The sequence below is a fragment of the Bradyrhizobium sp. UFLA05-112 genome, from assembly GCF_053572325.1.
The window spans coordinates 17,582-27,337 of the sequence record NZ_JBANBK010000100.1 but is presented as its reverse complement, the minus strand read 5'-3'; the positions used below and the strand labels follow the sequence as shown (position 1 = coordinate 27,337).

Below are 9,756 nucleotides of genomic sequence, written 5' to 3'. Positions count from 1 at the left end.
CTGCAATCGAACAAAGAGCTGACCAACCACCTTGACACACCAACTCCCCATGTGAGCAATCCAGAGTCTTTCCGCGGAGGGATTCCTGGATTGCTTCGCTGCGCTCGCAATGACGGAGAATATGGCATGAGATTCCGGGTTCGCGCTCACGCGCGCCCCGGAATGACGGCGCGAGTGCTCAAAAATCCTTCAGCAGGCGCTCGAGGTAGTCGAGCTCGAGCTGCGGCCGAGAAGGATCGCCCAGGCGGCGGCGGAGCTCTTCGAGGATGCGGCGGGCGCGCTGGACGTCGATCTCGCCGGGGATCTTGACCGTGTAGTCGTCGCTGAACTCGCGGCCGTGCAAGGGACGGCCGAGCGGGTCGGTCTGGTTGCCGCCGCTCTGCTGGCGGCCGGCACGATTGCCGGGGCCATCGCCCTGGCCGTCGCCGTCGCCCTGCTGCATGGCCTCGGCCATCTTCTGCGCACCCTTGCGCATCGCGTCGAGCGCCTTGCCTTGCGAGTCCACGGCGCCGTCGGCATTGCCTTCGCCGAGCTTGGAGCCGGCATCGCCCATGGCGTTGTCGGCAGCATCGAGACCGCCGTCATCATCGCCCTGGTCGGCATCCTCATCGCCGCCCTGGCCCTGCTGGCCCGGTTGTCCCTGCTCGCCTTGCTGACCCTTTTGGCCTTTCTGGCCCTTCTGACCCTTTTGGCCGTTCTGCGCGAGCCCGCGCTTCTGGAGCTCATCCTGAAGCTTCTTCAAGCGGTCGCGCAGCGCCTGCTGGTCCTGCTGCAGGTCGGACATCGACTGATCGCCCTGCTGGCCCTGCTTCCCGCGCATGCGGTCGCGCCGGGAATCCTGCCCCTGCTTGAAGGTCTTGTCGCGCAATTGCTGCTGCTTGCGGATCATGTCGCCGAGCTCATTGAGCGCCTGCTCCATGTCGCTCTCGCCGCTCTGACCCGGCTGCGCCATCTGCAAGCCCTCCAGCATCTGCTGGAGCTGGTCGAGCAACTGCTTGGCCGCATCCTTGTCGCCGGAGCGTGACAGGCGCTCCATGCGGTCGATCATGTTGTTGAGATCCTGCTGACGCATGATCTTCGTGTTGGGATCAAGGGGACGGGCGAGCTGCTGCGGATTGTTGCGGAACTGCTCGGCGAGCTGGCGCATGAAATTGTCCAGCGCCTGACGCAGATCCTGGGTGAGCTTCTTGATCTCCTCGTCGCTCGCACCGCGATCCAGCGCCTGCTTGAGCGCGTCCTGCGCCGCGCGGAGCGCCTTGTCGACGTCGGTGATGTTGCCGTCCTCGATCGTCACCGCAAGCGCCCAGAGGCTCGCAACGACCTCGCGCAGCGCGTCGTCGGTGCGAGCAGCCTCGAGCTGCCTCGCGACGTTGTAGAGGCCGAGATATTGGCCGGTCTCGGGCGTGAACAATTCCGGCGCAATCATCAGCGCGTCGAGCGCGGCATAGACGTCGGAGTTCTTGTTGGCATCGAGCGCCAGGATGCGGCGCTGCTCGATCAGCGCGCGCGCCAGCGGCTTGGTGAAGAGACGTTCGGGCAACCGCATGTTGAAGGGGTCGCTCTTCGCCTCATTGCCCGCCTCGTCCTTGGCAGTCAGCGTCAGCGTGACATCGGCGCCGGCGTAAGGGTCCTCGCTGAGGTCCTTGACGGTCTGGCCGAGGCCGTTGCGAGTGCGCGCGTTCGGCAGCACGAGCGCGAATTGCGGCGGCTGGAACAGCGGCCGCGGCGCGGCCTTCTCGTCGCCCTTCTGGGCATCGGACGGACGCACGACGAATTGTGCCTCGGCGCCGGTGACGCCGTAATCATCCTCGATCTTGTAGGACAGCTGCAGCGCGCCTCTGGCCTGACGCTCGGGATCCTTGGCCAGTGCAATCGTCGGCGGCCGATCGGGCGTCGCGGCGAACTTCCATTGCGGCTGTCCGGAAGGCGCGCGGACATGCGCCGTGCCGTCGCTAGCGATGGCAAAATGCTTCTCGCTGGTACCTTTCGGGGCCTGCTCGTTCGGCGCAACTTCCTTGAGGCCGCCGGAGACCACGACGTCGAGGCTGCCGCCGGAGGAGCGCACGATCAGCGTCGAGCCGGCGGGAACGGCGAGCGGGCCGCTCGCGGGAAGCGCGGCGGCCTCCTTGTTGGCGGCCGACAGGATGATCGGCGGCTTGGAGGTGTAGACCGGCGGGGTGACCCAGGCGTCGACGCGGATATTCGTCGGCGCCAGCACGCCGTTCCAATCGAACGCAGCGCCCATGCGCATCGCGCGCTCGTCGCCGGCGGCGAAGAAGGTCGCGACCAGCATCACCATCACGAGCCCGCGCAGCGCCCAGGGATCGTGGATCGCGAGCCGCGGATGCGGCAATCCGGCGCGGATGCGCTTGAGCGATGCCAGCGTGCGCTCGCGCTGCGCCTGCCACAGCGCCTGGGCGACCGGATCCTGCGTGCTCAGGGTGTCGGTGAGCGTCGTTGCCGGGCGGTGGCGGATGCCCGAGCCGTTATCCAGCCGGCTCAGGCCCTGCTCGCGGCTCGGCCAGCGGAAGCGAATCAGCGGGAACAGGGCGGCAAGCGCCGCAACGGCAAACAGGCCAAGCCCGACCGCGCGGGCGATGAAGGGCAGCGCCAGCCAGAGGCCAGCCCAGGATACCACCAGAAACAGTCCGACAACGGTCAAAAACCGCGCCAGATGCGGCCAAGCGCGCTCCCAGGCGATCGCGTATGTGGCCCGCTTGAGGGCCTGCGCCAGCTTCAGTCGCGACAGAGAATCGCCATCGCGCATCGGGTCTGACGGGTCGGGGGTGACGCCGTTCAATCAACTCTCCAGGTTGCCCGGAAGGACAGCCTAGCACAACGGCAGCACTGAGGCACCCGTTCCTCTACGGGACCCCGCACCCGAGCGGTGCATAACACGAAGGCGTGACTGGTTGTGTTCGTCACCGTAGGTTTCGGTCGCAAATCCTTCAGGCAAGACACGAGGAACGCCATGGACAAGAAGATGCACGACAAGGGGCTGGAAGTTCGCAAAGCGGTGCTGGGCGAGGCCTATGTCAACAATGCCCTGAAGAACGTCGACGACTTCAATCGGCCGTTCCAGGAGATGCTCAACGAATATTGCTAGGGCACGGTGTGGGGCCGCGAGGAGCTGCCGCGCAAGACCCGCAGCATGCTCAACATCGCGATGATCGCGATCCTCAACCGCCAGCACGAGTTCCGCGCGCACCTGAAGGGCGCACTGACCAACGGCGTCACCCGTGAGGAAATCCGCGAGATCCTGATGCAGGTCGCGATCTATGGCGGCATGCCGGCCGCGGTCGACAGTTTTCGCATCGCGCGCGAGGTGTTTGCCGAAATCGACGGCAAGGCGTGAGCGACACTGGCGCCGTAAGGGCCGTAAGGAATGCACCGCATTCTCCCCGAGTCGTCCCGGCGAACGCCGGGACGACAGCGGAAGGTGGTGGCACGCAGCTCCGTCCCTGACAAACGAACAAAAAACACGAGGAAACACCATGGACATCGGATTCATCGGCCTCGGAAACATGGGGTTTCCGATGGCGCGGCGATTGATCGAGGCGGGGCATCGGCTGGTTGCGTTCGATACGCGCAAGGAGGTCCTCGACACGCTGGTGGCGCGTGGCGCCACCGCGGCGACGTCGCCGAAGGATGTCGCCGATGAGGTCGAGACCGTGATGGCGAGCCTGCCGTCGCTGCAGGCCTCGCTCGAGGTCGCAACCGGAACGAACGGCGTGATCGACGGCAAACGCGTCAAACGCTTCGTCGATCTGTCGACCGTCGGCTCGCAGATGGCGGTGAAAATTCACGGCCTGCTGGCAAAACGCGACATCGTCCAGATCGACAGCCCCGTCTCCGGCGGCGTCGCCGGCGCCGAGAAAGGCACGCTCGCCGTGATGGCGTCCGGCCCGAAGGCCGAATTCGCGACCATCAGGGCCGCGCTCGACGTGATCGGAAAGGTGTTTTTCATCGGCGAGAAGCCGGGCGCGGCGCAGACCATGAAGCTCGCCAACAATTTCCTCTCGGCGACCGCGATCGTGGCGACATCGGAAGCGGTGGTGATGGGCGTCAAGGCCGGGCTCGATCCGGCCGTGATGATCGACGTCATCAATGCGGGCTCCGGCATGAACACCGCAAGCCGCGACAAGTTTCCGCGTTCGGTCCTGCCGCGGAGCTTCGACTTCGGCTTCGCCACCGGGCTGATGGTGAAGGACGTGCGGCTGGCGCTGGACGAGATGAAGCAGCTCGGCCTGTCGATGGAGGTCGCGGATGCGGTCGGGCGTCTCTGGGAGACCGTGATCAGCGAGGAAGGCGCAGATTCGGATTTCACAGCGGCGATCAAGCCGATCGAGAAGCGGGCGGGTGTGGTGGTGGGCGGGAAGAAATGACGCCAGTCTTGTAGCCCGGATGGAACGTAGCGTAATCCGGGTCCTTCGCAACGCGTGATAGACCGTCCCGGATTTCGCTGCGCTCCATCCGGGCTTCTACGATCACGCGCTCACAGCCATGGCGCGGGCGTGTCCATGGCGATGAGCTGCTCGACCTCGATGCGAGGGCGGACCACTGCATACTGATCGCCCTTGACCAGCACCTCCGGCACCAGCGGCCGGGAATTGTACGTGCCGGCCTGCACGGCGCCGTAGGCACCAGCGGTCATGATGGCGAGGAGATCGCCCGGCTTCGGCGTCGGCAGCGTGCGGTCGAGCGCGAGGTAATCGCCGGTTTCGCAGACGGGGCCGACGACATCGGCCAGCATCGTCGGCGCGCCGGCGACGGGCTGCGTAACCGGCAGGATGTCGTGATGGGCCTCATACAGCGTCGGACGGATCAGGTCGTTCATCGCGGCGTCGATGATGACGAAGTTCTTGCCGTCGCCGTGCTTCACGTAGATCACCTTCGTGACCAGGATGCCGGCATTGCCGACGATCATCCGGCCCGGCTCGAACATCAGCGTGCAGCCAAGATTATGCGTGATGCGCCTGACCATCGCGGCATAGGCGTCGGGCGCTGGCGGCGCCTCGCGGTCCATGTAATAGGGAATGCCGAGGCCACCGCCGAAATCGACGTGCGAGATATTGTGGCCGTCGGCGCGCAGCGCCTGAACGAATTCGGCGAGGATGCGGAACGCGATCTCCATCTTGGAGAGATCGGTGATCTGGCTGCCAATATGCACGTCGGTGCCGGTCACCTCGATGCCCGGAAGTTTTGCGGCGCGTGCATAGACCTCGCGGGCGTGGATGATCGGGATGCCGAACTTGTTCTCGGACTTGCCGGTAGAGATTTTTGCGTGCGTGCCGGCATCGACGTCTGGATTGACGCGGACCGAGATGCGCGCGGTCTTGCCCATTTCGCTGGCAAGGCGTGACAGCAGCTCGAGCTCGGGCTCGGATTCGACATTGATGCAGAGGATGTCGGCGGCAAGCGCCGAGCGCAACTCGGTCTCGGTCTTGCCGACGCCGGAGAACAGGATCTTGCTGGCGGGGATGCCGGCAGCGAGGGCGCGCTTCAACTCGCCGCCCGAGACCACGTCGGCGCCCGCCCCCAACTTGGCCAGCGTACGTAGCACCGACTGGTTGGAATTCGCCTTCATGGCGTAGCAGACCAGCACCTTCTCGCCGGCAAAAGCGTCCGCGAAGACGCGGTAGTGCCGCTCAAGCGTCGCGGTCGAATAGCAATAGAAGGGCGTGCCGACGGTCGCGGCGAGATCGGAAAGGTTCACCGCTTCGGCGTGCAGGACGCCGTTGCGGTAGTCGAAATGATTCATGGCGCTCGCTCAATCATCCCGGCTCACTTGCCGGGCTTTTCGTCCAGCAGCGGGTCGAGGACAAACGATTTCTTCTTGCCCTTGGCAGCGGCCGGCGCAGCCTCCGCGCCGTAGGTGGGATTGAACACGCTCGGCGTCTTCTGGGCCTCGGTCTCGGTATCGGTGGGAGCCGGGGCGACGTTGGCCGTGGACGCACTGGACGCAGTCGGCGGCAGGTCCAGCGGACCCTTGCGGCCGCAGCCGGCGAGCGCCAGGGCGCTCAGGCTCAAGACAACGATGGCCCACCCCGAGCCGGTCGGGCGAAACTTTGACGTCACGACGAGATCCCCACTACGCGGGCCGCACCATACAGAGATTGGCTCGCTCTGGCGAGAGCCGGATGACCATGAAAAAACAAGCGAAATTTTGCCTTCAGCCCGATTTTCGCTCTTTTTCCAACCGCTTCGCCCATGCCTTGGCCTGCGCCGTGACGTTCTTCGGCGCCGTGCCGCCGAAGCTGGTGCGGCTCTTTACCGACGATTCGACCGAGAGCACGCCGAGCACGTCCTTGGTGATCTTTGCCTCGATCGCCTGCATCTCCTTGAGCGAGAGCTCGTGAAGCGCGACGCCGTCGCTCGCGGCCTTCGCCACGATCCGACCGGTGACGTGATGGGCCTCGCGGAACGGCATCTTCAATGTCCGCACCAGCCAGTCGGCAAGATCAGTCGCGGTGGCATAGCCTTCGCCCGCGGCCGCTTTCATCTTCGCTTCGTCCGGCACGAGGTCGCGGACCATGCCGGTCATGGCGCGGATCGCGAGCGACAGCGCGGCAAAGCCTTCCATCGCGCCCTGCTTGTCCTCCTGCATGTCCTTTTGATAGGCGAGCGGCAGGCCCTTCATCACGATCAGGAGACCGTTGAGCGCGCCGATGACGCGCCCGGTCTTGGCGCGCACGAGCTCAGCGGCATCCGGATTGCGCTTCTGCGGCATGATGGACGAACCGGTGGTGAACTTGTCGCTGAGGCGGATGAGGCCCACGAGCGGTGAGGTCCAGATCACGATCTCCTCGGCAAAGCGCGACATGTGCACGGCGCAGATCGAGGCCGCCGACAGCGTCTCCAGCACGAAATCGCGGTCGGAGACCGCATCGAGCGAATTCGCCATCGGCCGGTCGAAGAGAAGCGCTTTCGCAGTGGCGTGGCGGTCGATCGGGAACGAGGTACCGGCGAGCGCGGCCGCTCCCAGCGGCGATTCATTCAACCGCTTGCGGGCATCCTGAAAGCGGCCGCGATCGCGTCCGGCCATCTCGACATAGGCGAGCAGATGGTGGCCGAAGGTGACGGGCTGCGCGGTCTGCAAATGAGTAAAGCCGGGCATCACAGTCCCGGCATGCTCCAGCGCGCGTTCCACGAGCGCCTCTTGGAACGCAGCGAGCGCAGCATCAGTCTCGTCGATGATGTCGCGGACGAACAGGCGGAAGTCGGTTGCGACCTGGTCGTTGCGCGAGCGCGCGGTGTGCAGGCGGCCGGCGGCGGGGCCGATCAGCTCGGACAGGCGGCTCTCGACATTCATATGGATGTCCTCGAGCGCGCGCTTGAACTCGAAACCGCCCCTGCCGATCTCTGACAAAATCGTGTCTAGACCCTTGCCGATATTTTTCGCATCAGAGGCCGTGATGATGCCCTGCGTGGCGAGCATCGCGGCATGGGCCTTGGACGCGGCAATGTCCTGGGCGAAGAGGTGACGATCGACGTCGATGGAGACGTTGATTTCCTCCATGATCTCGTCGGGACGTTCCGAGAACCGGCCGCCCCACATCTTGTTGCTCATGATCCCCTGCTCACGCCTTGCTTGTCGCTTGCTACGGCCTGTGCCGCACGTTTGCTGGCCGCAGCCAGCCGTATTAAGAGGCCCCTGATAGCCATATCTGCGACCGGATGACAAACGATATGCTCGACCCCAACGATATGCTCGACCAACGGAAAGCGCGGTCGGCCACCCGCCGGATCCCGCTCGTGATCGCCACCGTGGTGGTCGGCGGCCTGGTCGGCTTTGCCGCGCTGTACGGGGTGGGCCTGAAGCGGGGGCCGGCGGGCGATCCTGCCTGCCGCGCCGCGGTCCAGACCGCCAGCAGGATCGCGCCGCTCGCTCATGGCGAGGTGGCCGCACTGACCATGGCGACCGCGCCGTTGAAACTGCCGGACCTCGCCTTCGAGGACGCCGACGGCAAGCCGAAAAAGCTTTCGGACTTCCGCGGCAAGACGGTGCTGGTGAACCTCTGGGCGACCTGGTGCGTGCCCTGCCGGAAGGAAATGCCGGCGCTGGAGGCGCTCCAGACCAAGCTTGCGGGTCCGAGTTTCCAGGTGGTCGCGATCAATATCGACACCCGCGACCCGGAGAAGCCGAAAAACTTCCTGAAAGAGGCCGGTCTGACGCAGATCGGCTATTTCAACGACCAGAAAGCGAAGGTTTTCCAGGATCTTAAGGCAATAGGTCGGGCGCTGGGCATGCCGACCTCGGTGCTGGTCGACCCGCAAGGCTGCGAGATCGCCACGATTGCAGGGCCGGCCGAATGGGCCAGCGATGATGCCGTGAAGCTGCTGCGCGCGGCGCTGAACCCGGCCGCCGCGGCGCTTTAAGCCGTAATTTTAAGCCGTAATATTGAGGCTATTGCCGACGCCGGCGCCGACATTGGCGAGCGAGGGCTGGCCGGCGCCGAGCAGCGTCAGGACGGCGGATTTCTCCGCATCCAAGTTCTGTTTCGTCACGGTCGCCGCGATGTTCGACTGCAACGCGCCTTGCTGAGCGGCCAGCATGCTGCTGACCATGGCCATCATGTCCATACAAAGACCCTCGTACGGGCGGCAGCCTAGGCGCGAGGGGTTAACGAGAGGTGAGCAGGCGCGGTCTTGCAGGATCGGGTGGGCAAAGCGAAGCGTGCCCACCTCTTTTGCTGCGATCACGGAGAGATGGTGGGCACGGCGCTCCGCGCCTTTGCCACCCTACGACACCCGTTGAATGGACCGGCTTACCTTGTCGGGACCGGCTTGGCGCCGCGGTAGTCGTAGAAGCCGCGCTGCGTCTTGCGGCCGAGCCAGCCGGCTTCGACGTATTTCACCAGCAGCGGGCACGGGCGGTATTTCGAGTCGGCCAACCCCTCATGCAGCACCTGCATGATGGAGAGGCAGGTGTCGAGGCCGATGAAATCGGCCAGTTCCAGCGGGCCCATCGGATGGTGGGCACCCAGTTTCATCGCCGCGTCGATCGCCTCGACGTTTCCGACGCCTTCATAAAGCGTGTAGATCGCCTCGTTGATCATCGGCAACAGAATGCGATTGACGATGAAGGCCGGAAAATCCTCGGAGACTGCGACCTGCTTACCGAGCTTGGCAACGAATGCCTTGGAGGCCTCGAAGGTGGAATCATCAGTGGCAATGCCGCGGATCAGCTCGACCAGCTCCATCAAAGGCACCGGATTCATGAAGTGAATGCCGATGAAGCGCTCGGGGCGGTCGGTGGCCGCGGCCAGGCGGGTGATCGAGATCGAGGAAGTATCGGAGGCGACGATCGCCTCGGGCTTCAGGACGGCGCAGAGCTCGTGGAAAATCTTCCGCTTGACCTCCTCCTTCTCGACCGCGGTCTCGATCACGAGGTCGCAGTCGGCGAGGTCATCCAGCTTCTCGGCGAGGGTGATGCGCGACAGCGCCTTGGCCTTGTCCTCCTCGCTGACGGCCTTCTTGGACACCTGGCGCGACAGATTGCCGTTGATGGTGGCCATGCCCGACTTCAAACGATCGGCCGAGACGTCGTTGAGCACCACGTCGAAACCGGCCAGCGCCGCGACATGGGCAATGCCATTGCCCATCTGCCCCGCGCCGATCACGCCGACCTTCTTGATCTCTGCCATAATGCCATCCACCGGAACGGCGCGGATGCCGCGCCCTGCCTATCCCCCGTGAGCCGAGGATCCGATTTAATCAGAACCCGGGCTCGAAACCTAGATTGGATCGCGCCCT

The 9,756-nt window shown here is 64.8% G+C and carries 8 protein-coding genes and 1 pseudogene; 3 read left to right on the top strand and 6 right to left on the bottom strand.

The genetic code is table 11. The features are described 5' to 3' along the window. Positions 1–178: 178 nt before the first annotated feature. Positions 179–2,800 carry a TIGR02302 family protein gene (locus SO180_RS36605; protein WP_449383659.1) on the bottom strand — a complete coding sequence of 874 codons (2,622 nt, stop codon included), beginning with the start codon at positions 2,798–2,800 and terminating at the stop codon, positions 179–181. Positions 2,801–2,971: 171 nt separating this feature from the next. Here SO180_RS36605 and SO180_RS36600 point away from each other — a divergent pair. Then, positions 2,972–3,355 (top strand): annotated as a pseudogene (locus SO180_RS36600) (carboxymuconolactone decarboxylase family protein). Positions 3,356–3,494: 139 nt separating this feature from the next. Further along, entirely contained in the window at positions 3,495–4,385 is an 891-nt protein-coding gene (locus tag SO180_RS36595; RefSeq protein WP_449383658.1) for an NAD(P)-dependent oxidoreductase, read from the top strand. A 110-nt stretch (positions 4,386–4,495) separates the two neighbouring features. Here SO180_RS36595 and lysA read toward each other — a convergent pair whose 3' ends face one another. The 3 genes from lysA to argH all read right to left on the bottom strand — a co-directional run bounded on the left by lysA (position 4,496) and on the right by argH (position 7,570). Further along, the gene (gene lysA / locus SO180_RS36590; protein ID WP_449383657.1) at positions 4,496–5,761 is read right to left on the bottom strand and encodes a diaminopimelate decarboxylase; all 1,266 of its coding nucleotides are present in this window, start codon (positions 5,759–5,761) and stop codon (positions 4,496–4,498) included. Between the two features lie 23 nt (positions 5,762–5,784). Beyond that, entirely contained in the window at positions 5,785–6,078 is a 294-nt protein-coding gene (lptM, locus tag SO180_RS36585) for an LPS translocon maturation chaperone LptM (RefSeq protein WP_449383656.1), read from the bottom strand. Positions 6,079–6,172: 94 nt separating this feature from the next. Beyond that, a complete protein-coding gene (argH, locus tag SO180_RS36580) occupies positions 6,173–7,570 on the bottom strand; it encodes an argininosuccinate lyase (protein ID WP_449383655.1) in 1,398 nt (465 codons plus the stop codon). A gap of 107 nt (positions 7,571–7,677) precedes the next feature. Here argH and tlpA point away from each other — a divergent pair, with 107 nt between their 5' ends. Further along, positions 7,678–8,379, top strand: coding sequence for a thiol:disulfide interchange protein TlpA (gene tlpA, locus SO180_RS36575; RefSeq protein WP_449383654.1), 702 nt, complete (start codon positions 7,678–7,680; stop codon positions 8,377–8,379). Positions 8,380–8,388: 9 nt separating this feature from the next. On the opposite strand, the gene SO180_RS36570 is transcribed toward tlpA, so the two are convergent. Then, positions 8,389–8,583 (bottom strand): hypothetical protein, encoded by a 195-nt coding sequence (locus SO180_RS36570; protein ID WP_449383662.1) that lies wholly within the window; start codon positions 8,581–8,583, stop codon positions 8,389–8,391. Between the two features lie 185 nt (positions 8,584–8,768). Beyond that, positions 8,769–9,650 carry a 3-hydroxybutyryl-CoA dehydrogenase gene (locus SO180_RS36565; protein WP_449383661.1) on the bottom strand — a complete coding sequence of 294 codons (882 nt, stop codon included), beginning with the start codon at positions 9,648–9,650 and terminating at the stop codon, positions 8,769–8,771. Positions 9,651–9,756: the final 106 nt, after the last annotated feature.